The sequence below is a fragment of the Aquimarina litoralis genome (assembly GCF_039523995.1).
In the GTDB taxonomy this organism is placed as follows: Bacteria; Bacteroidota; Bacteroidia; order Flavobacteriales; family Flavobacteriaceae; genus Aquimarina; species Aquimarina litoralis.
In genome coordinates, this window is record NZ_BAAAGE010000001.1 from 715,796 (window position 1) to 740,515 (window position 24,720).

Sequence of the window (24,720 nt, forward strand, 5' to 3'; positions counted from 1 at the left end):
ATGACTTTAGGTTGTCTAGTATTTAAATCTTTTCTAATACCAACGTAACTTTATTAAAATTAGCGGCGCTATTGATGACCTTTCTGTAGTCTTCATATAGTGCAACATCGATAATGTTTTGATTATAAAATTCTTTGATCGATACGATCAGTTGATTGTCTTTTATCTCGTAAGAGGATGAAAACATAAACAACTCTTTATCGTCCTTGTTATAAGATTCATTGATATTAATCTTATCCAAGTTTTTGAATTGATATCCTGTAGGGATGTCCACGACAATCTTTCGATCGTAACTTCTTTCGAATTCATTTTCTGCGGGAAGCTGTCGTACTTTTTCCTGATACATCTCTTGCTGCGGACCGATGATAGAGCCGATCTTAAACAGGTATTTATTGCCCGCTTTATCTACATAATCTTCAGATTTTAGGTCTGCGATAATCTGTAGTGGTTTGGTTCCAAAGTCTTTAGAAGATGCATTCAGTGCTTTCTTTTCTACAATTTCGATATTAGGATTGATAGATTTAATTACACTTTCAATCATTTCATCCTTGTTTTCCTCTTTGGCAATATCCATAAATGGCTGTATATACACTGCATAATATCCATCCATAACACGATCCATTTTTAGGTCTGTTACCGTGAGATCATCTGGATCAAAACTAACATTCATCACTAAATTATAATTGGTCTTATCATAATTTACTGGTTTGATATATTTAACGCTCCCTACTCCCGATGTAAAACCTCCTAAGGTTACAGGTTTAATAAATAACCCATAATTATCGGTAAAAAATCCAGGCGGGAATCCCAATCTAGACTCTATTTTGGTAGGAGCCATATACATCTTAATCTTAGGAAAGTAGATCAGTGTTTCTAACAAAAAGTTGTACGCCTCAAACCCTTTATCAAACTTCATTTCTCTTCTATCGGTAGTGTATACCAGTTGATGTTTAATGTTTAGGACTTTGCTCAGAGCAAGGTATAGCTTTACAACACCTCTTTCATTAGCCACTTTATTGTCTAATATACTCGAAACATCTTCCAGATCTTCTCGATTTACACTGGCTACATATATATTCGCTTTGATATAATTCTCTAGCGCTCTAATTTTTGTAGCGGTATCTTCATGATCCGCATCCTCGATAGATTTTATAAACTTTGTTATCTTTTTATTGAGCTTTTCATCTACTTCTGGAAATAAGTTTTTATAAATATTTTGCGAGCCTACTCGATACGAAACAATATCATTAGCCGGATTATTGGTGTTTTTCTCTAATTTATAGATCAGATATTTTTTCATGGCTCCATAAGGAGCTTGCTCTTCATTATCAATTGCCTCTAAGGTATCCAGCTCTAGTTTCCAATGATTTTTATCTGTGTTGGTAGTATCCTGAATCACATCGGGAAGCCCATTATAACTTTTGGTTTTAAAGATTAGATTGGTAGGTGCCAACAATTCGAAACTTACATTCTCTTTTTCGAAATCCGATTGTAAGGTTACTCTTTTTCCTGTGTACCCTGGATATCTTTTTACCACAAAAAAGTACTCTATAAAACCTCCTTTTTCTACTCCTTCCAAGGCGTAATATTTTAAGGTACGTTTTGTTTCTTCGTCTTTAGAAGTTAGAATTTTAGAATCATCCAACTCTATAATTTTACCCGATTTAGTAATAACACGGGCTTTATTGGTTACTACTTCGGAGTTGGGGCTCGAAGGAAGATATACCTTGTTATATTTCTCGATATTATCATTAGAATTAAGCCAATACAGCTTATGGATCAGCGCATATTCTACAAAGCTATCGTCCTTCAAAAAATAGAATTCGTTAACTACCTTATCTTTAAAAGCTACGATATCCTTATCCTCATATTTTTTCAAATCAATATTTGTTATTGGATCGTCATCCCAATCGTAGGTTGTATAGTAAGGTTCTTTTTGACTCCACAAATTGCTGGTCAAAAGAATTACAATTGCCAAATATTTTAGTTCTTTCATTTATAATTTTTTAGTTGTCTAATGTGCTGGATTTGTTTACTTTTTATCTTTCAGAATCACCACTTCTTTAAAATTTTTCTCAATCTTTTTAATCAAATTATTGAACTCTTTTTGCTGAGAAACATCTAATAAGATAAAATCCTGATTCATTTCTAATTCATACAGAATAGAAGACCCTTGTTTGGTATAGGTGATGGAACACTGAAAAAAATCATTCTCAATAGAAAAACTTTCAGGAATGTAGGATACTTCTTTATCCTTTGGGATTTCTAGTACCGTTACATTTTTGGTATAGGATTTATATCTATATTCTCTTGCGCTTTTTCGGTCTTTCTTCAGTTTAAAACGACTAATCTCTTTATTGAGATTTAGGTTAATATAGGTTTCATTATCCAAGGTAGTCATGTAATCCTTGATATTGAATGCATAGTTGATAGTAAAATCCTTATCGTAGTCGTACTTATTAATTTCTTCAAAACTTTCGATCAAAAACTTATTGCTTCCTTTTCTAAGTTCTCTGGTATAAATCGACTTTAGATTCTCTTCTTTTTTCTCTCTCTCGAAGGCATTAAAGAAATCTATTTTAGAATATCCAGATAGTTTAAAACTTCCTTTCCCTTTTATCGTTTGGTCTTCAATTTTTAAATAAGTAGAATCGATAAGCGTATTTCTTTTAGCATCTATAACCGGTACTTCTTTGATCTCAAATTCATTTTCGTTTACTGCCACTAATGCTTCTTTTCCCTGGATAAAAGAAGTCGGTAAATCGATAGGAATGTATCTTCCTGTAGCATCTAGATAATATATATCATCACCATCTTTGTAGGTAAGAATCATATGATTATCTACAGAAGGAGTAGGAACCTCTTCGTACTTATAGGGTATGCTACGCGTACCAATCCAGGTTAAGTTTCCTTGCAGGCCTGCAATTTCGAGCATTTCTTGCAGTATACTAGAATTATCCTTGCAGTCTCCATATTTTTTATTAAACACATCATTAGCTTGCCTGGGAACAAAACCTCCTAAAGCATATTCGAAAGCGATGTATTTTATGTTTTCCTGAACCCAATAGTAAATGGCTTTTACCTTTTCGAGATCCGTTTTCTTATCCTGCGTAAGTTGTGCTACGATCTTTTCTAGTTCCTGATCTGGTTCTGATTTATTGATATCTTTTACTAGAGAATAATACCAATCATATAGGTTTGATACTTCGCCCAGCACTTTTACTTTCTTTCCTTTGGATTCATATTCTGTGATCATCGGAATCAAATGTGGTAGTGTACTTCTAAAGTTAGGAGCACCAGGTTCTATTTCGAATTTATCCATTTGGTTTACTTCCCAGGTATATACTTTCTTTCCTCGTTTTTCGGATTCTGAAAAATTTATCGGAAGTTCTCCTATATTAAAATCCTTAAACTTCATAGAGATATTCTTATCCACAGTAATTGTCAGTTTACTTTTTACTGTTGGGTTAAAATCTGCAAAAAAGAAGGTTCCTAGAAATCGCGGATTCTTAATCTTTTCTACATACTTAAGTTTGGATTTAGAGCCTGGTTGTAAATTGGGATAAATAAAATTAATGGACTTAGAATCATCGTAGAAGCTTTGGTCCATCTCATCTTTGGTTACAAAATCTTCTACTTTGATCGTATTATACTTCCCATTTTCATATACCATAGAAGCTGCTTCTATCTCTTCTACTTCTAAAAAAGTAGAATAGTTAATGGATTGTTTTGATTGATAGGTTGCTGCGGTATCTAGGTATAGATTCTCTTCCATTACTTCTTGTGTAATCAGAATCTCTCCATTCTTCAGGCGAATATCTACGTTTCTCTCTTCTAACAATTTTACCGAATATTCTTCGGGATATTTTGCTTTGTATTCTTTAAATAAAGGTGAGGCACTTTGCGCATGTCCTATAAAAGACAGCAGTAGTACCAACACTACTAATTGATTTCTAAGCATATTTTTTATTTTATTGGCACCGCCAAAGGGTATTATACCCAAAAGCCTGCTCTGAAATTAAAAGTTCATGTCCTACAAATGTATCCTGTTTTTGCTCTGAAGTAGTTTACTTTGTAGCTACGTCATTGTAATATACTTTTTCTTTGGTTAGTTTTCCAGCTTTATCATAATATAATGCTTTTCCGCTGCGTTCATTTTGGCGATATATTACCTCTTCTTTGATCTTCCCATTTGGATGATACTTTTTGTATACTCCGTTTAATAGACCATGATCATAGGTCATTTCTTCTTTTACTTTCCCATCGGCATAATATTTAGTGTATTTCCCATCGATATTTCCATATTTGTTCTCACTAATTCGTTCTAACTGACCAGAGTAATAATAGGCTTTAAACTGATTTACAAGCACTCCATTTTTAAACTCTCCCTCCATAGAAGGTTTTCCGTTATCGAAATATGCTTGCAGCTTTCCGCTATAATTATCAATAGGTATCATCGGTAGTAGCTTGCCCTCTTTATCATGATAGCTATACCCTATAATATTATCCAAATGATAATAGCGAACTACCTGTAATTTTCCTTCTGGACTATAAAACTCTCGCTCTCCATACATTTTATCATCGATATACGGAATTTTACGAATTAGAATACCTTCTTCATTATACGATTCATACACTCCGTTTAATTTTCCGGATTCGTAAGAAAATTTCTCATTAATTGTGCCATTTTCGTGATAGGATGTCCATGTTTGATCATATTCTCCATGAAAATAATGCCCTTTTCTATTTATTTCTCCACTATCATAATACCAAGTCCATGAATCGTGTGGCCTATCATTTAGGAAACTACCTTCGATCACTATTTTACCATCAGTATTGTATTTGGTATATTTTCCATTTTTTACACCATATACATATTCGGTAGTGGATTGGGTTTTTCCGTTGTATCCTTTTATAGAAACGGTATAGGATTCTTTGGTAGGATCATAGGTTACTTCTTGTAATACACTGCCATCTGGATGGTACTTTTTTTCTGACACTATATTGCCATATGCATACATACTGGTGGATAGTAATTTTCCTTCTACTCCATAAAATTTCTGTGTGCCGTGTTGTTTTCCTTTGTGATAGAAATTTTCTCTTTTCAGCGTTCCGTCTGGATAGTAGGATTTCCAATCGCCATAAATCAGATTTTTCTGATACCAACCATGCTCTGCCAGCGCTCCATTCTCATGATATCTGCGGTAGTATCCATGAATAGAATCATTTTTATAAGGTGTTATTGATTCTTCTTTCCCAGATCTATAATAGTTATAGTTATCTCCTTGTACCTTATTATCTTCATAAGGTACTTTGTTTGTCATATACTCTTCAGAATAGTATTTCCATTCTCCTACTTTTCCTCCTTTGATATCATATAAACCTTCGGTAACTAAGCTTCCTAAAGGGTCATATCCTTTATAATAAAACTCGCCTTTCTTTTTTCTTCCTTCGCCAATGATCTCCTTGTTTTTATTGTAATATTTAAACGCGATAAACTCATCATTTCTATAGGTAAAGTCGTAGTGTAGCTTTCCGTCTAGATCATACTCCAAATAGGCTTCATTAAGTTCTCCTTTTTTATAGGTAATAGCATTCATTAAGGCTCCGTTTCTATGATATAACTTCCAGTTACCATCATAATATCCTTGTGCAGTAACACCTTCTTCAGATTTTTGTCCATTTCGATAGTAGGAGACATAAGGTCCGTTATACAATCCTTCTTTATACTCGTATTCGCCCATTAACTCTCCTGTATGGTAATACAATTTTTCTGTGCCGTTTACTTTACCATCCAAGAAAGAATGTTTTTTAAACAAAGAACCATCTACATAATATTGTCTAAGCTCTCCTACAGGTTTCCCATCTTTATACATCAGCTCATAATCCTTTGCGCGCTCACCGATTTTATGATACGAAAGGTATTTACCATCCAGCACTCCGTTTTTAAACTGTTTGTGTTCTATGAGTGCTCCTTTATCGTTGTATTTTTTATAGTCTCCGTTTAATTCTCCTGCTACATAATTACATTCGATTTCCTTATTTCCGTTTTTATAAAAATAGGTATACTGTCCTTCTAGCTTTCCGTCTTTATAATGCTCTGATTCAGAAATATTCCCCGATGCATCATACCATTGCCAATCTCCTGTGCGTACCCCATCTTCATTAAATTTTCCGTTTCCTATGCGTTTTCCTTTCTCATCATACACTTCCCAATTTCCTATCTTTTTACCTTCTTTCATGATCCCTACAGCTTGCAAAAAGTTATAGTTTTCGTACGCATAGGTGACCTTTTGTTTTTTCCCTTCGAATACCTCTTCATTATCTGCCTCCATAATGGCCTGCCACTTATCATACGCCACATCGATAAAAGATGTAATCTCCTCTACATTCTTATCTACGATTTTCTTAAAATCTTTATTCTGAATACTATAAGAAATGGTATAGGTAAAAGCATCGAAATGGTTATTCTCTGTGATCCAATTAAAAAATGGCACATATTTACGATCCCAAAACCCTCCATTACCTTCATAATCCTGTAATTGCTCTAATAACGCTTGATTCTGACGCGTTAATCCAATATTGATTTTATTATTTAGTTTAAAATCCTTGTTCATCGCCATTCTACTATCTAACACCAAATCAATATCTTCGAAAGTTTCATCATCCTCAGAAATGGTAATATCTAAGGCTTCTATGTCATTTTTCTGTGAAACTAGGTTATTAACCAGATTAAGTACGCTAAACGAATTTTCTCCATCTGGATTTAAAATCAGATATAGGTTAAAAGCCATCAGTGCTTGTGCTATCTGACCTTCTTTAAAAGATAGTTTACCGATCTCCAGGTGACTTTTCGCATAGAACGGATTGAGCATTACCGATTGTTTATAGTTTTGTAATGCCTTTTCCCATTGTTCCATTTTCTGATATATATATCCCAGATTGTGATACAGCACATTGTTTTTAGGATAGTGTTTAAGCGCATTGGTATATACTTCTATCGCCTGTGGATATTTTTCTGCTTGTATGAACGCCAATCCTTTGTTTAGATAAAAGGAATACTGCTCTGTAGTATCCTCGGCTTGTAGTCCCTGATCACAGATGGCCACTACCTCATCATATTTTTCTAACTGCAGTAGGTAATAGGATTTGGTCACCAAATTAGCGGTATAAATAGAATCGTTTACACTAATCTTATCGAGCTCGGTAAGAATGCCTTCATAGTCTTCTTTTTCTTCTAACTCATATAAGCGTTCTAATATCTGATTATACTCTACTAATGGAATCTCTTCCTGACCATAAAAAATACTCGTGGTTATGATGGCGATGATCACTATTATTCTCTTCACACGTTTACATTTTAGTTGTTACTTGGTTATATGCGATTTTATACCCTATTTAGGGTATGGAAAAGAGTGATGCGATATACTTAGTACATCTGCATACTTTTTTGGTTATTATTTCCCCATTATAATAAGAAAAAGTTTCCCCTTTCTAAAACATAAGGCCCAAAATATTTTGCTTTTCCCTTTATAGTAAGTATCAAAAACCGAGATAATGTTACTATAAAATGGCTTGTTTTTTTGGTGGGAGTTAATTAGTTCTCTACATGAATATTTACAAACTTTAGTCCTTTGTGGTTGGATGATGACAGTACTAAGGTGTCTTGTTCTATCTTGTAGGAGTACAATTCTTTTTGAAAAGGTGTAGAATTATTAATCGTATGGTAATAGTTTCTGATCTCTTTTTTTAAGTTTTTGTCTTGTTGTTGCGCTACCGATACCTTAGCTATACTATCTAGTACAAAATAATTAGCCTCTTCTGAATAGTGACGTGCTTGTAATTGTATTGTTTTTGTTACAGTATCTATTTCGATACTTCCGAAATAGATATTTTTAGCAAAATCTTTAATTTTTAATCCATTATCATAGTCAAAAGTTACTTTGTACAATCGATGTGAATGATCTTTATCATCAGTTACATTTCGCCATACACCAAACAACTCGTTTTTGATAAGAAAATTCTGCTTGCTCTCGTATATATCATTATAGGCATACCAGATCATGACTGGAATAATTAAAAACTTCAACCTATACGCCTGTCTAAATTTGGAAGGCAATATTTGTGGGATGCGTTGAATTTTTTCTAAAGCTCTTAGAAAATACGTCTTAAACCCTTTCCAGTCTGAGAACAGTAAAAAGAATCCTAGTGTAGTAAGTTTAGCTGCATGCCATAAGGCTCCATCGATCTCATAAAAAATATCTACTAATAAAATATTTACCATAAAGCTGAGAAACAAGACGACTCCTAATCGTACTGTTTTTCTAAAGAGCAGTAAAACCCCAGCTGTTATTTGTGTATAGGCAATGATTAATCCGTAGGTGCGAGAATACCCATAATAATACCAGGTAAACAGTAGTCCATTAAAATAATCCAAACCCATGTCAGAGGCATAGCTAAGCCCCATATTAAACTGTGTTTTCAAAATCTTAGTAAAAGCATATGAAAACATATTATAAGCAATGTAATATCTAGCGATAACTCTTAGGACATACAGGATATGAGTTTTGATAAACTGTAAAATGGTTTTTATTGAGCTCATGATAACGTTAATAAAATTTGTTTTACTTCTTTGGCAGAAAGCTATTTAGATAATTTCAACCTAATCAATTTCTATTTGTTTTTCTAAGCAATTTAATATCAATTTGTTGATTAAGATTTTCACCTTTTAGATGTAAAGTATCTCCAGATAATTTGTATGCTAAAGTTAATTTATAAGGTTCTAGGTTATACTTTATGAGATAGTTATCAATTAATTTAGATTTTTCGATTTGTCTATAATATTCTTCTTTTAATCCTGAATTTTTCATTTCTTCCTCAATAAAATGATCAAGTTCCTTCGGGTCATATTCACCATTAGCTTTTATCATACATCTTTGAGTATCAAGACTAGTAATTGAACCTTTGAAAAGTTTATTTGAAGAATTCTTAATTGCAAATTCACTTTTTATATCAAAATAAACTTCTTTAATATTCCCGGGAGTCTCTGAGGGGATTACTTTCCATATACCGTATAGTTCGTTCTTTTTGAGACCTTCGGATTCAGCCTTATTCATAAAAAAATAAACCCCTACTAATAAGGAAGGAAGAAAGATCCATTTTAACTTTCTAATCCTAAAAAAAACATTTGAGGACTTTTTTTCATTCCCTAAAAAGTCATTCCCCCTAAAAAAGCGTTTAAAAAACTCCCAGTCAAATGCAATTAATAGTATTGCAATTATTAATAACAACGTAGAAATAATTTTAAGAGATATATTAAAATCAAAAATAGAATTAATCAAATTTATGTGAATCAAATATGGAACTACTATAACTAACCCTATTCTTTCAGTTTTTCTAAAAAACAGAAAAGTACCTAATAATAATTCCAAAAAAGCTATACTATAAACATAACTAGGTGAGTATCCAAAAAAATACTTAAACAAACGGTTTGAGGTTAATTCAGATAACGATAATTCCTCTATGACCAAAGATACGTTAAACTGCAGACCTAATAGTTTAGAAAATGCGAATAAAAATAAAAATAAAATTAGTACATATTTTACAATTTGTTTAATAATATATTTGACCATAGTCTTTTTCATATAACCACTTCCTAAAGTTATTTATTAAATGATTTTGCCATTTTCAGTGCACTATATGCATTTACGATTTTTCCTGTTTTAGACAATTCAGAAAAAGGGATTGTTATCGTATTATTTTTACTTTTCTCAATTTCTACATCTTTATTAACCGTAGTTCCTGACCTAAGAATAATCTCTTTTACTTCAGAAGCTTTTAAATCTGGATAATAAGATCGGATTAAAGCGGCAACTCCAGATGTTATCGCACAAGCATCAGAAGTTCCACTAGAAAAACGATAGTTGCCCTGTTGGGAACTAGTGGTGGTATAAATTTTTACTGCCGGAGCCATAATATCTACATTAGACCTACCATAATCAGAGTATTTATATGCCAAATTCTTGTCAAATGAATAAGAAGTACCTCCTACTTTTATAAAATTATCTGTTACTTCTTGTTTATTTAAATCGACATCATCTGGATAATCATCAATATAAGGATCATCAAGATTTAAAGCATTATTCCCTGAGGAGTTAACAATCAATACATCTTTTTGTTCTGCCCATTTAATAGCGTCTAATATCCATTGTGGATGTAAAGAAAATTCTTTACCTGTGCTGATATTTATTATTTTGGCTCCATTATCGGCAGCGTATCTAATTGCCAAAGCCATATCTTTATCCTGTTCATCTCCCATCGAGGAAATACTTAAAGGCATTATTTTTACATTTTCTACAATACCATCTATTCCAATATTATTATCTCTGGTAGCGGCAATTACTCCTGCCATCAAAGTTGCATGCTCAAGAAAATCTATATTTTTATTCACAATAGGGCTGCCATAAACTATATCCGCTAGATTTTCTAAATCATCCCCAACTAATTTGCGATCGTTATATTCCAGGTTTAACAGTTTTTCTAACCTTTCATAAGCTTTTCTTGCATATTGATCTATCCACTCCTTAGTAATGTCATATTTTATTAGTCTATCCAAATATTCAAAACCTCTTTTTTTACTATCATCTGACTTAAATATATTTTTAAGACTATCTACTTTGCTCTTCTCCTGTTTCCCTCTAGGAAATTCCATTTTAAAAACATCCCTTACATAATCATAATCCTCAATATGTTTATCGATATAGGTTTTTCTTTCAAAAGCATATTTCATCTGCTCTTGATATTTTTTATATGCTTTTAAATATAATTTATAGATATCTTTCTGGTCATTAGGTATTTCACTGTATATTTTACTAAAAAAAGAATTATTGTATTTCTTCAGAATTCGGGTATATTCATAGTTTACAAATAGTTCACTATCACCCTTTTTATTAGTAATAAAATTCCAACCTTGTATATCATCTACATATCCGTTTTGATCATCATCGATATCATTATTAGGGATTTCATCTTTGTTTTTCCAAATCTTATTTTTTAAATCTTCATGCTGGATATCCATCTCTGTATCTATTACGGCTACAATCACCTCTTCTGATTTCTTATTTTGTAATAGTTCGTTGTAAGCTTTATGAAGACTAATACCTGGAATACTATCATCAGTAAGATCCTTTAGATGCCAACCTTTAAGGTCTGTTTCTGCAATTTCCGAACCAGAAGGTTCTTTCCTTTGTGCACAACTGGCTAATAGAATTAATAGTGATAAAACTAATATATACTTATGCATTGTTTTGTTTTTTAACCTAACAGTCTCGATCTAGTAGAATATCATAGCAAATTTTCTCCTAATAATCTATGGTTTATTTTGTGATTTTATCTATTAGTAAGTGTGCTAAGATAGGATTATGTTACCCCAAATAGTTTATTTTCCTTGCAGTTATTCTTTCTTAATCTCCCTGATATATTAGATCTATCATAACAAAACCAGTATCTGTCAATACTGGTTTTTATTTTAGCTTATTTATTAATGTTAATCTTTCGGCTGATAATCTGGATGACCAGTTTGCCAAAAGGCGAAAGATAAGGACTCTGCAATCATACGATATTCTTTTTCTTTAGGAGATAGCAGACCATGGCCAGAATCGAATTCTGTTTTTATTAATATCTGACTATCAGAACTATTCGATTGTTGTAATTTAGCTCCAAATTTAAAAGAATGCCAAGGAGGAACTCTTGAATCATTTATACCTACTCGCAATAATGTAGCAGGATATTGAACATTACTTTTTAAGTGATTAAAAGAATCCATTGCTAACAAACCTTTTAATTCTATAGAATCTTTTGCTGTCCCAAACTCTTTAGCACTATTTGCTCCATTAATACCTTCTTCAATCCGTTCCATATTGAGCATTCCTCTATCGATAATAACTGCATTATATAGATCAGGCCTTTCAGTCATTGCTCTTCCAATTGTAATACCACCTGCACTACCACTCCAGATAGCAATTTTTCCTTTTGAGCTATACTTTTTATCTATAAGATATTCCGTACATGCAATAAAATCTTTCCAAGTATTGGGTTTTGTTTGTTTAAATCCACCTTTGTACCAAGAATCTCCTTTTTCTCCTCCTCCACGAACGTGAGCTAATGCATAGATTCCTCCTTCTTTCGCATAAAGTAAAAACGGATAGTACGCATTGGGAACCATAGAAGAACCATAAGAACCATAGGCTCTCATTAATACTGGATTAGAACCGTCAAATTTTGTTCCTTTTTTATATACTAGAGATAAAGGGACTTCTTCACCATCGTGAGATTTAACATTTAGTTCTTCAACTACCAAATCATCAAAATTACTTTTTGACGACGATACTTCAGGAAAAAGATCTATTTTCTCTAAATTATTATCAGTATGATTATATACATATCTTTCAGTTGAAGAAAGCCAGCCTTTAATAGCCACAATAATATCTTTGCCTTTCTTATATAATTTAATATCTGCTGATGGTCTAGGAAGAATTATTTCTTTTTCAATACCTTCAGAATAAGAATATAACTTAGCTTGAACACCATTTATAACAGCTGCATATAGTAAGCCAAAATCTGTATTTAAAAAATATTTAATTATTTCATTCTTTTTTTCTGGAATAATAATACTATTTGAATTCAAAACTGGATTGCTAATCAAGGTTTTTCCTATATGAAAATTTGGTGTTCCTTTTGCCGATAAATAATATATCGTATCTCCAATTATATTAAATCTACGAATCTTATCATTTTTTTTAAATAGTCCTTTCCATTTTTTTTTATAATTTGAAAAATCACTTATTGAAGTAGAATATGCATCATAATAGGGAGTTGCTCCGGCAACAGTGCTAATAGCATATTGAGGGAATTGATTTAAAATAAATACGTGAGGAAAATCTTCCGATTCGATAGGGATTTGAGGATTATTTTCTTTTGAAAATATTTCAACAACATCCTTATAAGAACCAACAGTATACCTCACTACTTTGGTGTTTTTTAATACATTATCATCATCGTAAGCAGTTACCGGAATATAATCATAGATCACTGTTCTATTATCAGACATCCATCCTATACCTCCACTTAATGAAGACGGGGAGGCATTTTTCAATAAATCTTTTAGAAGTTCTTTTTTCTTTAAGTCGTAAAAAACAATTTCCGAAAATTCATTACCATTTTTCTCTAGACTAATGGCTACCAGAGTTCCATCCCAATTAGGCTTAAAGTAATTAATAAGATAATCTGCTTCCGCTTTTTTATAATTGTTAGGATCAAAAACTAATATCTCTTTGCCGTTAAGGCTATCCCTACAATATAACTTTGTTGTCTTTTCATCGGAGTTACTTTTTAAATAAAAGTATCGATTATTATTCGTAAATTTTATATTGTTAACTCTGAATTTTTTTGATTGACCATATCTTTTTTGTTTGTTTACTAACTCTTCAACATCAGGAAGTTTATGTAATACATTTTCAGCTTTAACATTTTGATTTTTTATCCAGTTTATAACAGTAGAATCATTAAGGTTTTCTAGACGCTCAAAATTATTTTGCATAATTTGACCATTAATCTCATCATATTGTTTTTTACAGCTTACGTTTAATAATAAAAATAATAGATAATAAAGAAAAAATAACTTTTTCATATTGATTTAAAATTGAAACTAATAAATAACTTATTAAGAAATAAAACTAGACTTAATCGATCTTTTATATTAAGCCTAGTTTGTTTTTACAAATTCTTATTCATCAGGACAATTTCCATCCATAGAAATTACAGTTCCAGCATTTTCACTACAACCTGATCCCGTGTCTCCAGTGTCTGTTGGAAGTGGATTATTATCTCCTCCTCTTATTTTAAGTTTTTGAAATGCATTGAGTTTAGATATTCTAGTCTTACGTAACTCTAATGGATTTTGTTTCGGTTTTTTCATCATTTTTATTAATTATTATTTCTTTTGTAAAAGTATAAACATCTTTAACAATGTTAGTGGTTTTTGCAAACTAAAAGATCAAAATTTATAAATTTTGATCTTAACCAAATCCATTTAACATGTTGTAAATCAATGTTTTTCAATATTTTTAACATACGCTGCTGGATTAACTCCAGTTCTCTCATTAAAAGCAGTCGCAAAAGACTGAATATTATTGAATCCTATTTCTTTAGCAATTGATTTTATAGAATATTGTCTAAACCTTGAGTCATTATTAATCCTTTCAATGCAATAATTAATCCTTAAATCCTTTAAATAAGTGGCAAAATTTTTATTCTTAAATTTATTAATGATAAAAGAAAGGTAGGTCGAGTTGGTTTTTAACATTTTTGCAACTTTCCCTAATGTCAAGTTATTTTTAGTGAACTCTAAGTTATTTTCAAACGTCTCCAACTTTTTTAATATATTTTTTGCTAACTCATCTGATATATCAAGGTCTTTGGATTTCTTTTCTTTTTGTGAACGTAACTCCGTAATAGTTCTTGTTTTTTCACCTAATTCCTGTTTATGTTGGCGATTTCTTTTTCTTAAAAAGTAAAGAAGCACCAAAACAATGGAAATTGTAAGTATGGTTAAAGCTATGATTGTAATTCTTGATTTTTTCTTATCATTATCTAACTTTTGAACAAGCTCATTTCTTTGACGTATTAGACCTGCCTCATCATAATTTTTAACAATTGTATTGTTTAATTTATTGTGCTTTTTATTGTAAATACGATCATATGAAATTAATCTTTCCATTAACTTTAATTGCTCTGTATTATTATCAACATGATTGTAATGATCTATTAGAATAGTAAATGCATCTCGAATTTCTGGCACATAATTTAAACTATCCGTTTTACTTATAACAGTTTTCAAATTATCTAATCCCTCTTTTTTTTGTTGTAATCCAATGAATGATTTACCAAGATACATTTTGGCTATAGAGATATTAGCTGATTTTTGTCTCTTTGACAATAGCAAATGTGACTTTTTCAAGGTATCTAAAGCCATAGAATAATTCTGTCTCAAATATAAATTAATACCATAACCAAGCAACAAATCGGGATAGTAAAAATTAGTTTCTTCATACCCTGTTTTTTCCAAACCTCTTCTCAGATATGTTGCTGCTGAATCAATCTTACCTAAACGATTATATACATCAGAGATTTTGTATAATGAAGCAATATAGTGTGGTTTATACTCTTTTAATGTATCTTGTTTTCTGATATACTGTAAATTTTCTTTAAATACTTCCAACGCTTGAGTACTTTTTCCCAGAATATTTTTTAAAAGAGCAATATTATGTCGTATTGCTATCACATTGGGCATATCGTTTTTTAATTCTGCAAATCTTAACCCCTCCAAATATGATGTTATAGCCAATTCATCTTTATCTAATAAATCTAAAGAATAACCTTTATATAAATAACCTCTCGCAGGATACTTAAAATAATCTTTGTTTTCAGTTATAGCAATAATGGAGTCGGAATATTGCAACATAATTTGAGGATTATGAAGATACATCCTTCCAAAATAAAAATATCCATGAGCAATGTGTAAAGTGTCTTGTTTATCTTTTGCTTTTTTCAAATAAGTATTTGCATAAGATATTGCCTTTAAAGAATCTTTTATGTTCTCATAAAATAATGTTTTAAGTACTTCATAAGATTGTTGAGCATTCTTTTCTTCAACTAAATCTCTATTCACTTTTTGAGAGAATGCAGCAGAACTAATACATGAGATAAATAGTATTAAAAAATAATTAAGAAATGTTATTATAAATTTACTATATGCAATCATATTAGAATATTATTTAAAGCCTATATGCATTATACTTTTTAATTATATTTAAATACTAATAATCATAATTTAACACTGAATTTTAGAGATCAAAATTTATTAATTCTGAACTCAAAATTCATGAATCTAGACCATCTCCCCTTGCACTAACGTAATTCTCGCACATATATTTGTCCTAACAAAAACGTAGTTCAAAAAATCTGATCAGTTACAAAACTACAGTAAAAACCAATAGTAACTTTATAGAATTCCGTAATGGCATTAGAAAATTTAATAAGCATTAGCTTTACAGAAGAAGAATTAACTCAGCTAGATGGGCATTTACTGGGCATTCGCCAGATACTTACTGGTAAAACAGTAAACCTTACTCCTGATCAGCGCAGACAATACGGACGTATTGCCAATCAGAACAAACTAATTGTAGACAAAGCCAAAAATTATATGGAGCAACATCCTAATTGGGTTCCTAGTTTTATCGACAAAGAAGAGTTTGACAAAGATTATCTGGCACGTACACAAGTAGAAAACAGAGTGCAACTCCTAGAAAATCTAACCCAACAACTGGTAGATACCAAAACCCTCTTAGATCATGATAACTATACCAATGCGCTAAGTTTTTATCGCATGAGTCGTTATCTAGCCGGTGAAAATGAACCGGGTGCTAAATCAGTATATGAAGATATGAAGGTGTTGTTTAATAAGACGACATCCAGTATCGATACCACGGATACAACCTCTTAACACCATACATAGCGCTGGTGAGTTAGCCAATAGATCACTTGCCATACCACTCATAAGGAAGATATCAATAGTTGTTACCCCTCCTATGAGCACTTCGAAGGATCAACATACTATTTCGAAGGATTAAATTACTAGTACGAATCCCAAGAAATAGGGTTGATAACCCGTACATCGAAACTTATAAGCCATCGAATACCGCTTATAAGTATCAAATCGATCCTTAGAAGTGCTTGCTACAAGGGTAATACCCAGTAAAATGATTCTTATAAATAGTAATTCAATCCTTAGAAACAGTTTGCCATGGGGTACACCCCTTAGGCAGATGGGGTATATAAAAATATAACAAGATAAATGAAAAAGTAAATAGTACCTGAGAAAGTAACATAGAAATATAATGCATTCGCATGTGGTACAACATACAATTACATAAACACAACAACACATAATCACGCAATATCTGTAGACAACATAATGTCACTCGGAGTATGAAAAAACACTCTGACAAGATTGGTGTGACAAACAACGTATAGGAAAACATGAACTCAACAACAAACAAACACATCATAGCAGGGATTATCACAGGGGATCACCAAGTGCTAAAATCATTTTATAAAAAAGACTTACCAGCGGTAAAAAAGTATATCCTACGCTATCAAGGTACTATAGAAGATGTAGAAGATATTTTTCAGGAAGCAATGGTATTGCTATATCACAAAGCTCGCTCTGGTAGCTTAGCCTCTTTAGAATCTTCTATACACACCTATTTTATTGGAATCTGCAAAAACAAATGGAGAAACCAATGGCGCAGACAGCATGTATTAGCATTTCAGGAACTTCATGAAAACCACACCCTAGACCCTTCGGAATCTGTTATAGAACGGATAAGTAGAGCTGATGAGCAGGATCTATTTAATAAACATTTTACACGATTAAGCACCCAAAGTAAACAGCTATTGCAACTCTTCTTTGAAGGAAAAAGTATGAAAGAAATTGCCAGTTATTTTGGACTAACGGAAGGCTACACTCGCAAAAAGAAACATATTCATAAAGAACGATTAACCCAAATGATCCAAAAAGATCCTGTATATGCAGAATTGGTAGTGAGTTAGGTACTGGGTATGAGGTTTTAGTAGTTGGGTGTTAGGTGTCGGGAAACAGAAGTTAAGGAGTTAAGAATTAGGAATTATGAGTGATTAGTATTGAAAAGCTAATGAATCCAAAACATCTAATTATCAAAGCATCCAAAGATCGAACAATCTAAAAATCTAAAATAAACCGTAGCGCAACGGACCAGGCGGAAACCGAAAAGCCTTTTTAATAGAGTAGGTGCAAATTATTTTAATATCAAAACAACATGGAAAAATTTGAAAGTTTAAAAATCGAACAAAACGGATTGAGCAGTATCTATGGCGGTGTCAGATATATTGACACTTCTTTTGGAAGCGGAGATACAGCACAATGCGACTGCTTAGAAGACTCTAATGATAATGGAAAACCAGATCCAGGAGAGTGTATGGAAATAATTGCTTGTGAATAATGTATTAACTATTAAATCAAATATGTATGAAACGAATTAAAGATTTTCAAAATTCTGAAATGAGCGGTGTTTCCTTAAATCAAATTAGAGGAGGTAATGAAACTTCACACACTGGTTTAAACTCTGATGGTCAATATACAGACGTATGGGAAGATAGTAATGGAGATGGAAAATTTGGTGTAGGAGATATGTTCTGCTTCGTAGAACCATATAATGCTCGCTAAAAACTGTTGAGATGTGTAATAAAAAAGAGGTAAGTATATTCTAGATATTTGCTTATCTCTTTGAATAATAAACTACATTTACAAGAATCCATCTTTTAAAATTTAAAAATATGGCATCAAAATGTCTTCTCATGTTATTTATTTTTTTTACAGCTTCCTGTGGCAAGCCACAACCTACCGATGAAGAAATCGAAAAAGCTTTTCAGGAAATTAATAACGAAAAACTTTGGAAAGAATTGGAAGAAATGGTCTCTAATGATCAATACTATAGAAATCAAAAAAATGGACTCGATAAAAATGCAAAAGATTATCAAATAAAAAGGGATTCATTAATCAAGTTAAGATACCAAAACGATCATACAAATACTAAACGGATTATAGAGATCACTGAAAAATATGGGTTCCCAAATTCAGATAGAACAGGAAAACCTATTGCTCCATGGATATTATTTCATCATGCGCCTGTGGAATACCACGACCAAATTAAACCCTTAATTGAGCGTGAATTTAATGCTAAAAGAATGGATAGTAATACCTATAGATTGCTTAAATGGCATGTAAACGGTAGAATAGGACATCCAGATGAAATAGAATTATAGATAATACATGAAAACATATATAATATTTAGTCTTTGTTTGCTAATCCTAATTTCTTGTAAGCAACATATACAAACAAATGAAGACGTAGAAACCGCATTTCAGAGTCTTGATAAAGTAAGACTGCAAGAGGAATTATCAACAATGGTAAAAAATGACCAACGATATAGAAAACCATTAGACTCTTTATATAGAATTGGAAAACAACCTCCTGAAAAAGAATGGGACTCGCTTTGGAGTATTCAAGAACAGCTAGATGATCAAAATACACAAAAACTCATCATTTTCACTGAACAATATGGTTTTCCTAATCCTCAAAGAAGTGGTAAGCCTATTCCGATTTGGTTGATATTTCAGCACGCAGATGAAAAATACTGTGATCAAATGATGCCATTATTAGATCGTGAGCTAGAAGCAAAGAGAATCACTCCACCAGAATATCACCTAATCCGATGGAATTTAGAGGGACGACAGGAATTATTACCTCTCAAAATTGTAACTAAAAACTAAAAAACATTCTTATTATGGTACTTGTCATTGGTGATACTAGCGATATCACCACTAATATTGCTATGGAGTGGATTCGTCATTACACCAAAAATGTAAAACGAATTAACTTCTCTGACTATACTCCATTAGATAGTCTTAAAATCACAAATCAAAATTGCACTACAAAAATTGCAAGTATTGATACAAGCAAAGTTGAAAAAATATGGCACCGTCGTGGAAGTATACGTTTTTTACCAAGTACACTTAGAAATACGAACTCATCTTTATACACCTATCTAAAAAAGGAGGAAGATAGTTTATTAAAATCGTTAGAAGATATTCTTGGTGATACTAAAGAATATATTGGTAGTTATCATAAGGAGGTTGAAAATTATAAAATTGATTATTTGCTAAAAGCAAAAGATTGCGGTATTAGAATCCCGGATACATTAATAACAACTTCTAAAAAAGAATTACAATCATTTTTTAATACTTATGATCAAATTATTACCAAAGACATTCGGTATGGTATAAAGATAAAAGCTCAGGATTCTGGGATATATTCAGGAGGTACCTTTGTGGTTTCTGAAGATATTATTACCTCCATGAAAGAACATTTTGCTCCCACATTGGTACAAGAAAAGATTGAGAAAACGTATGAAATCCGAGTTTTCTTTTTTAAAACCACCTTGTACCCTATGGCTATCTTATCACAAAACGACTCCAAAACTTCAGTCGATTACCGTAATTATAATAGAGAAAAACCAAATAGAAATGTTCCCGTTCTTTTACCAAAACACATTGAACAACAAATACTAAACTTTATAAAAAAATCTGGACTCTCTACTGGATCTATAGATCTTATCGTAGACAAGTCGGACAATTATATATTCTTGGAAGTAAATCCGCAAGGGCAATTAGACTGGGTTTCAAAACATTGCAATTATTACATCGAAAAGAACATAGCAGAATATTTAGTTTTCAAATAATCAATATTAAAGTAATATGGACCAAATAAAGAAAATACAACCCATCTTGCCCCTTACGTTTCAAAAAGCAGAAATTAAAAAAAATAGAAGTTTCAAACTACAAAATAGTACAATTGCAATTGATTACATAGATACAGATGCAATGACTCCTTATAATTTTTATAGACCCATTTCTAAAATTTTCACCCTATGAAAGTTGAACAAGAAACGCCTTTTAAACTTATTGCAAATTGTATTCCTGTAAAAGGAGCTAAAAGAAGTTCTATCTGTGATCTTCATAGAGGGTCCATACAATTAATTCCTAATGATCTATATAAGCTAATAAAAGAACATGAGGGTAATACCATTGTAGAAATTAAAAAGAAATATGACCATAAGTATGATACCATAATAGATGAATACTTTGAGTTTTTAATTGATCATGAGTTTGTATTTTTTACTACTACTCCAGAATTATTCCCGAAAATGTCAATGAATTGGTATCAACCAAATACAATTACTAATGCAATTATAGATGTCGGAAAACAAAGTGATTATGATATACATCAAGCTTTAGAAAATCTAAACGAACTTCGTTGTAAACATATTGAATTTCGTTTTTTTAAAAAGATTTCTCTCAAAGAAATTAAAACAATTGTAGCATTTTTAGATGATATAAAATCATCTATCATCTCGATAGATTTTACAATACCTTTTGACAATAATTTTAAGATTGAAACAGCTCAGGATTTTATGTATACGTATGCTAGAGTTTCCTCTTTTAGATATTACGGAAGTCATGAAAACAAATTCATCGCTCCAATTGATAATAGAAGAGGATATATTATTATTACAGATACTATTATCAATAACGAAAAATGTTGCGGAGTTATCGACTCAAGTTTGTTTTCCGTGAATATTAATACATTCACAGAATCACAACAATTTAATTCCTGCTTAAACAGAAAAATTTCCATTGACACCAATGGTCATATAAAAAACTGTCCCTCTATGATGAAAAGTTATGGGAGCATAAAAGCTATAAGTCTAAATGAAGTAGTTGAACAAAAAGAGTTTAAAAAGTATTGGAATATCTCTAAAGATAAAATAAATGTATGTAAAGATTGTGAGTTTAGACATGTCTGCACAGATTGCAGAGCATATATCGAAGATCCTGAAAATCTTTATAGTAAACCTCTTAAATGTGGTTATGACCCTTATACCAATACATGGCAAGATTGGTCACAAAATCCCTTAAAGAAAAAAACCATAAAACATTATGAACTTATAGGGTAACACTTTTCTCCTTTATGACACTAAGTAACAGTATACACTTAGATAAAAATTCTAACCCCTATGTTATGAAACATTTGATACCAATTTTCTTTTTACTTTTTATATTCCAAGGTTATGCGCAGCTACCTGATCAAATAGAATTACCGAAACATCGAGGAAAGAAAATAACATATGAACATGAGTTTGCTAAAGCCTTTCTGTATGTGAGTAGTGATAATCGTATGTATGATTTACTAGGTGAACAAATTAAAAATCCTAATGTGATCACCGAAAAACTCAAAAAAATACCAAAAGAAAGTATACATGAGGTCTATATTTTTGCAGATAAAAGAGCTGATTATAAAACTATCGATAAGATAAAAGCCGCAGTAGCCAGATCAGGGATTGATCAGGTAGTACATATGATGCGATTCATATCCGGTTTCAGGTCTGCTTTTGGTTACACAAATAAATTGGATATCCCCAAAAAGGTATTGGACACAAAGAAAACTGCTATTCCTACTACAAAAGAAAAATACAAGAAGCTATCTTATCAGCAAATAAGAATACAAGGAAATAAAAAAGTGAGATTGTTAAACGGTAAAGAATTGGAAATTGATAGTAAGGCCTACAAAAAAATGATCAATTCATCAGATTTGATTGCAGTAGATTATGCATCAAACTTACTTTATGAAGATTATATTTTTTGGTTAAACAAAACTCAAAAAGTTTTAAAAAAGCAGAAAAAAGAGAAGCCTACCCGCATTACAGAACAACTGGTAACGTTGATGAAGTATAGTAATCAAAAAGAAGTAAAAATAACTAGAAACCCAGAGGAATAACTACCGTTTTACCAATAAGAGAATTGTTAGTGCCATCGATAATTTTTGTTTACGCTACTATCGTAAAACTATGATACATTTGCCCATTGAAAAACTAATCCTCTACACTAACCCAAAACCAAAAACTCCGAATAGAAAAATATGATACTAAAAAAACAAAAAAATAATTGGTTGCTTACCATCATGCTATTGTGGTGTGCTATGAATATGAATTCTCAGGAAAAATTTACACCTTCTTACGAAAGGATAACAAATGGGTATAAAATCATAGCCGATAATCCTAACGTTTATCCTATTACAGTACAATTTGAATTTAAACTAAAAAATCTAAAACCCACTACCGGAAAGCAAGATACCTTTGTAGTTCCTGCAAATTCTAAAAATTATGAAATCACCCAATTACTTTGCATAAAAAAAGGGAAGTCCTATACGTTTTCTTACAGCACAAGATATCAGCAAGGAGATCATTTTTTAACTAAATATGATAAGGAATTTGCATACCATTTACCTTTTTCTAAAGATGAAACACATATACTTTATCAAGGATATGATGGTGATTTTTCGCATCAAAAAAAGAATGCTTTAGACTTTACTATGGAGATAGGCACTAAAATCATGGCTGCCAGAGGAGGAACCGTAGTTAAGGTAATTGACTCTAATGATAAGACTTGTCCAAAACCCAAGTGTATGGAATACAATAACTATATCAGAATTTTTCATGCCGATGGAACCTTTGCTGAGTATTTGCATATCAAAAAAGATGGTGCAGTGGTAAAAGTAGGAGATCGAATTGAAAAAGGACAACTGATCGCGTTTAGCGGAAATGTAGGTTTTTCTACTGGGCCTCATTTACATTTCGAAGTATATTTTCAAAGATTAGGGGAACGAGAAAGCCTGAAAACAAAATTTGTAGTAGCTACAGAAGATGCTATTGAAGAACTTGTAGAAAAAAAGGAGTATACCCGAAAATTTTAATCTTGTTATAAGAAATGATGAAAAATATAGCATTGTTTTTAATCTTAATACTGTTTTCCTGTCTGACAAAGGCGCAAAAAGGAGATCGGATTACTATTATAGAGCAACCATCTGATGCTACGATATTAGATATAGTTCCTAAAGAAAATGTAGTTTCTTCTTATAAAGTATCTAATGTAAGACGCATGTATAACAAAGATTCTATCCAAAATGAAGTTAAATTCGAGTTCTTACTTAAAGAAAAAGTAATATCCAAAAATGAGACATCAAGTATCGTAGAGTGGCAGCTAAATCAGGAAGTTTTTAAATATCAAATTTTTACACTTCCTACTTTCAATGCATTAGAAAAAGAGCATCATCCCTTTAAAATCAGATTCGAAATAGGACATCGTGGTGAATTACTAAATATTGTAAATTGTGAAGAGGTACGCAATTATATTGTACAAATGTATAATCTTAATGATGCAATCGCAGATACTATCGAAGGTTTTGTTTTCACTTACGGATATCATTACAAACAACCCTATAAAGAAGATAACACCTGTTTAAACACTAAGAAATTATTTAAAATGATTCTTTTTGATGTGTTTTATGGTTTACACGGAATGCCCCTGGCAAAGGATACATCTTCTTATGTACAGGTAGCAGATACGACATCGATGACTAATCATTATTGGAGAATAAATGGTTATCAACATATTAAAACATCACAAATAACTAAAAATCAGTATAGAATTGAAGATTTATACTACGACAAATCTCCAAAGGCAATAGAAAAATACATATCCGAAAGATCTCCTAAAAACAAAGAAAATGACTCCTTTTCTAAAGAGATGGCAGCATTCTTAACAGCTTTAATGACCGATTTAAAAAACAAAGCCAAGGAAGAAGGATATTCAGACAAGCAGATAGATTCGATTATTTCAGAAATTGAAAATGAACCAATTACACCCTTCACAAAAAAGAAATTCGAGTTTTACAAACCCTTTATTCCGAAGGAAAGATATGTGATTTACAATAGTAAAAAAGAACGAGTAGAAAAAATATACGTAGAAATCAATTCGGATTTTAGCAATGATGAGCTTAGTTATGTTAGATTACAACATAGAATGATGTGTATTGAAAGAGTAGATACTCCTTAAAACTATCTCTAGTTCATATGCTTATGCTATTCCATTTTAGATATGTCTAAAATAAGAGTGTTAAAAACGCAAAGTGATAACAAAAACACCTGCAATCCTAACTACTCTTA

Annotated in this window: 20 protein-coding genes; 11 read left to right on the forward strand and 9 right to left on the reverse strand. The window is 31.6% G+C overall.

Annotation, left to right across the window (positions count from 1 at the left end):
• Window positions 1-22: 22 nt before the first annotated feature.
• The 9 genes from ABD077_RS02815 to ABD077_RS02855 form a co-directional block, all read right to left on the reverse strand.
• Window positions 23-1,996 carry a DUF3857 domain-containing protein gene (locus ABD077_RS02815; protein WP_343910277.1) on the reverse strand — a complete coding sequence of 658 codons (1,974 nt, stop codon included), beginning with the start codon at window positions 1,994-1,996 and terminating at the stop codon, window positions 23-25.
• Between the two features lie 36 nt (window positions 1,997-2,032).
• The gene (locus ABD077_RS02820; protein WP_343910279.1) at window positions 2,033-3,961 is read right to left on the reverse strand and encodes a DUF3857 domain-containing protein; all 1,929 of its coding nucleotides are present in this window, start codon (window positions 3,959-3,961) and stop codon (window positions 2,033-2,035) included.
• 106 nt (window positions 3,962-4,067) lie between these two features.
• Entirely contained in the window at window positions 4,068-7,349 is a 3,282-nt protein-coding gene (locus ABD077_RS02825) for a tetratricopeptide repeat protein (RefSeq protein WP_343910281.1), read from the reverse strand.
• 248 nt (window positions 7,350-7,597) lie between these two features.
• Window positions 7,598-8,602 carry a hypothetical protein gene (locus tag ABD077_RS02830; RefSeq protein ID WP_343910283.1) on the reverse strand — a complete coding sequence of 335 codons (1,005 nt, stop codon included), beginning with the start codon at window positions 8,600-8,602 and terminating at the stop codon, window positions 7,598-7,600.
• 64 nt (window positions 8,603-8,666) lie between these two features.
• The gene (locus tag ABD077_RS02835; protein ID WP_343910285.1) at window positions 8,667-9,644 is read right to left on the reverse strand and encodes a hypothetical protein; all 978 of its coding nucleotides are present in this window, start codon (window positions 9,642-9,644) and stop codon (window positions 8,667-8,669) included.
• A gap of 17 nt (window positions 9,645-9,661) precedes the next feature.
• Complete coding sequence (locus ABD077_RS02840) at window positions 9,662-11,302, reverse strand: S8 family serine peptidase (protein ID WP_343910287.1); 1,641 nt, start codon at window positions 11,300-11,302, stop codon at window positions 9,662-9,664.
• Window positions 11,303-11,545: 243 nt separating this feature from the next.
• A complete protein-coding gene (locus ABD077_RS02845; protein ID WP_343910289.1) occupies window positions 11,546-13,687 on the reverse strand; it encodes a prolyl oligopeptidase family serine peptidase in 2,142 nt (713 codons plus the stop codon).
• Between the two features lie 96 nt (window positions 13,688-13,783).
• Window positions 13,784-13,975: a class I lanthipeptide gene (locus ABD077_RS02850; protein WP_343910292.1), complete on the reverse strand. Its 192-nt coding sequence runs from the start codon at window positions 13,973-13,975 to the stop codon at window positions 13,784-13,786.
• 129 nt (window positions 13,976-14,104) lie between these two features.
• Complete coding sequence (locus ABD077_RS02855; protein ID WP_343910295.1) at window positions 14,105-15,727, reverse strand: helix-turn-helix domain-containing protein; 1,623 nt, start codon at window positions 15,725-15,727, stop codon at window positions 14,105-14,107.
• A 348-nt stretch (window positions 15,728-16,075) separates the two neighbouring features.
• Between ABD077_RS02855 and ABD077_RS02860 the strand changes: the two genes are divergently transcribed.
• The 11 genes from ABD077_RS02860 to ABD077_RS02910 all read left to right on the forward strand — a co-directional run bounded on the left by ABD077_RS02860 (window position 16,076) and on the right by ABD077_RS02910 (window position 24,610).
• Window positions 16,076-16,561 (forward strand): hypothetical protein, encoded by a 486-nt coding sequence (locus ABD077_RS02860; RefSeq protein ID WP_343910297.1) that lies wholly within the window; start codon window positions 16,076-16,078, stop codon window positions 16,559-16,561.
• Window positions 16,562-17,097: 536 nt separating this feature from the next.
• Window positions 17,098-17,670 carry an RNA polymerase sigma factor gene (locus tag ABD077_RS02865; RefSeq protein WP_343910299.1) on the forward strand — a complete coding sequence of 191 codons (573 nt, stop codon included), beginning with the start codon at window positions 17,098-17,100 and terminating at the stop codon, window positions 17,668-17,670.
• 245 nt (window positions 17,671-17,915) lie between these two features.
• Entirely contained in the window at window positions 17,916-18,098 is a 183-nt protein-coding gene (locus tag ABD077_RS02870; RefSeq protein WP_343910301.1) for a hypothetical protein, read from the forward strand.
• Between the two features lie 26 nt (window positions 18,099-18,124).
• Window positions 18,125-18,322: a hypothetical protein gene (locus ABD077_RS02875; protein ID WP_343910303.1), complete on the forward strand. Its 198-nt coding sequence runs from the start codon at window positions 18,125-18,127 to the stop codon at window positions 18,320-18,322.
• A 131-nt stretch (window positions 18,323-18,453) separates the two neighbouring features.
• A complete protein-coding gene (locus ABD077_RS02880; RefSeq protein ID WP_343910305.1) occupies window positions 18,454-18,921 on the forward strand; it encodes a hypothetical protein in 468 nt (155 codons plus the stop codon).
• 7 nt (window positions 18,922-18,928) lie between these two features.
• A complete protein-coding gene (locus ABD077_RS02885) occupies window positions 18,929-19,429 on the forward strand; it encodes a hypothetical protein (RefSeq protein WP_343910307.1) in 501 nt (166 codons plus the stop codon).
• 14 nt (window positions 19,430-19,443) lie between these two features.
• The gene (locus tag ABD077_RS02890; protein WP_343910309.1) at window positions 19,444-20,397 is read left to right on the forward strand and encodes an ATP-grasp domain-containing protein; all 954 of its coding nucleotides are present in this window, start codon (window positions 19,444-19,446) and stop codon (window positions 20,395-20,397) included.
• Window positions 20,398-20,586: 189 nt separating this feature from the next.
• Window positions 20,587-21,672: a grasp-with-spasm system SPASM domain peptide maturase gene (gwsS, locus tag ABD077_RS02895; protein WP_343910311.1), complete on the forward strand. Its 1,086-nt coding sequence runs from the start codon at window positions 20,587-20,589 to the stop codon at window positions 21,670-21,672.
• A gap of 65 nt (window positions 21,673-21,737) precedes the next feature.
• Entirely contained in the window at window positions 21,738-22,493 is a 756-nt protein-coding gene (locus tag ABD077_RS02900; RefSeq protein ID WP_343910313.1) for an ExbD/TolR family protein, read from the forward strand.
• 141 nt (window positions 22,494-22,634) lie between these two features.
• Entirely contained in the window at window positions 22,635-23,468 is an 834-nt protein-coding gene (locus tag ABD077_RS02905) for a M23 family metallopeptidase (RefSeq protein ID WP_343910315.1), read from the forward strand.
• Between the two features lie 14 nt (window positions 23,469-23,482).
• Window positions 23,483-24,610: a hypothetical protein gene (locus ABD077_RS02910; RefSeq protein ID WP_343910317.1), complete on the forward strand. Its 1,128-nt coding sequence runs from the start codon at window positions 23,483-23,485 to the stop codon at window positions 24,608-24,610.
• The last annotated feature ends 110 nt before the right edge of the window (window positions 24,611-24,720 follow it).

Coding starts and splice junctions, on each gene's coding strand:
- ABD077_RS02815 (WP_343910277.1), bottom strand. CDS start 1,996: ATGAAAGAACTAAAATATTTGGCAATTGTAATTCTTTTGACCAGCAAT.
- ABD077_RS02820 (WP_343910279.1), bottom strand. CDS start 3,961: ATGCTTAGAAATCAATTAGTAGTGTTGGTACTACTGCTGTCTTTTATA.
- ABD077_RS02830 (WP_343910283.1), bottom strand. CDS start 8,602: ATGAGCTCAATAAAAACCATTTTACAGTTTATCAAAACTCATATCCTG.
- ABD077_RS02835 (WP_343910285.1), bottom strand. CDS start 9,644: ATGAAAAAGACTATGGTCAAATATATTATTAAACAAATTGTAAAATAT.
- ABD077_RS02840 (WP_343910287.1), bottom strand. CDS start 11,302: ATGCATAAGTATATATTAGTTTTATCACTATTAATTCTATTAGCCAGT.
- ABD077_RS02845 (WP_343910289.1), bottom strand. CDS start 13,687: ATGAAAAAGTTATTTTTTCTTTATTATCTATTATTTTTATTATTAAAC.
- ABD077_RS02850 (WP_343910292.1), bottom strand. CDS start 13,975: ATGAAAAAACCGAAACAAAATCCATTAGAGTTACGTAAGACTAGAATA.
- ABD077_RS02860 (WP_343910297.1), top strand. CDS start 16,076: ATGGCATTAGAAAATTTAATAAGCATTAGCTTTACAGAAGAAGAATTA.
- ABD077_RS02865 (WP_343910299.1), top strand. CDS start 17,098: ATGAACTCAACAACAAACAAACACATCATAGCAGGGATTATCACAGGG.
- ABD077_RS02870 (WP_343910301.1), top strand. CDS start 17,916: ATGGAAAAATTTGAAAGTTTAAAAATCGAACAAAACGGATTGAGCAGT.
- ABD077_RS02875 (WP_343910303.1), top strand. CDS start 18,125: ATGAAACGAATTAAAGATTTTCAAAATTCTGAAATGAGCGGTGTTTCC.
- ABD077_RS02880 (WP_343910305.1), top strand. CDS start 18,454: ATGTTATTTATTTTTTTTACAGCTTCCTGTGGCAAGCCACAACCTACC.
- ABD077_RS02885 (WP_343910307.1), top strand. CDS start 18,929: ATGAAAACATATATAATATTTAGTCTTTGTTTGCTAATCCTAATTTCT.
- ABD077_RS02890 (WP_343910309.1), top strand. CDS start 19,444: ATGGTACTTGTCATTGGTGATACTAGCGATATCACCACTAATATTGCT.
- gwsS (WP_343910311.1), top strand. CDS start 20,587: ATGAAAGTTGAACAAGAAACGCCTTTTAAACTTATTGCAAATTGTATT.
- ABD077_RS02900 (WP_343910313.1), top strand. CDS start 21,738: ATGAAACATTTGATACCAATTTTCTTTTTACTTTTTATATTCCAAGGT.
- ABD077_RS02905 (WP_343910315.1), top strand. CDS start 22,635: ATGATACTAAAAAAACAAAAAAATAATTGGTTGCTTACCATCATGCTA.
- ABD077_RS02910 (WP_343910317.1), top strand. CDS start 23,483: ATGATGAAAAATATAGCATTGTTTTTAATCTTAATACTGTTTTCCTGT.